Here is a 733-nt window from a genome sequence, read left to right as displayed (position 1 = left end):
GACGCCGAACAGCGGCGTCACTGCCGCCAGCAACGCGCTGAGCGTCAATCTGGCCGGCGTCAACGACGCCGCCGGTAACGCCGGCAGCGGCACGAGCAACTCCGGCAACATCGCCATCGACACCGCGCGGCCAACGTTGAACAGCGTCACCGTCAGCGACACCGCGCTGCAAGTGGGCGACACCGCCACCGTCACCTTCACCTTCAGCGAAGCGGTCAGCGGCTTCACCGCCGCCGACGTGACGGTGCCGAACGGCACGCTGAGCAACCTGGCCAGCAGCGACGGCGGCATCACCTGGACCGCCACGCTGACGCCGAACAGCGGCGTCACTGCTGCGACCAACGCGCTGAGCGTCAACCTGGCCGGCGTCAACGACGCCGCCGGCAACACCGGCAGCGGCACGAGCAGCTCCGGCAACCTCGCCATCGACACCGCGCGGCCAACGTTGAACAGCGTCACCGTCAGCGACAGCGCGCTGCAAGTGGGCGACACCGCCACCGTCACCTTCACCTTTAGCGAGGCGGTGACGGGTTTCACTGCGGCAGATGTGACGGTGCCGAACGGCACGCTGAGCAACCTGGCCAGCAGCGACGGCGGCACCACCTGGACCGCCACGCTGACGCCGAACAGCGGCGTCACCGTTGCGACCAACGCGCTCAGCGTCAACCTGGCCGGCGTCAACGACGCCGCCGGTAACACCGGCAGCGGCACGAGCAACTCCGGCAACATCGCC

General features: G+C 69.2%; 1 protein-coding gene. It reads left to right on the top strand.

The annotated features are described in order from the left end of the window. Positions 1 to 733 (top strand): Ig-like domain-containing protein (locus FLQ03_RS19165; protein ID WP_206210993.1); only part of this gene is annotated, 733 nt, incomplete at both ends.

Source organism: Vogesella urethralis, from assembly GCF_007644045.2.
GTDB classification, from domain to species: domain Bacteria; phylum Pseudomonadota; class Gammaproteobacteria; order Burkholderiales; family Chromobacteriaceae; genus Vogesella; species Vogesella urethralis.
Note: the sequence above shows the minus strand (reverse complement) of the source record. Positions and strands in the feature narration are given on the sequence as shown.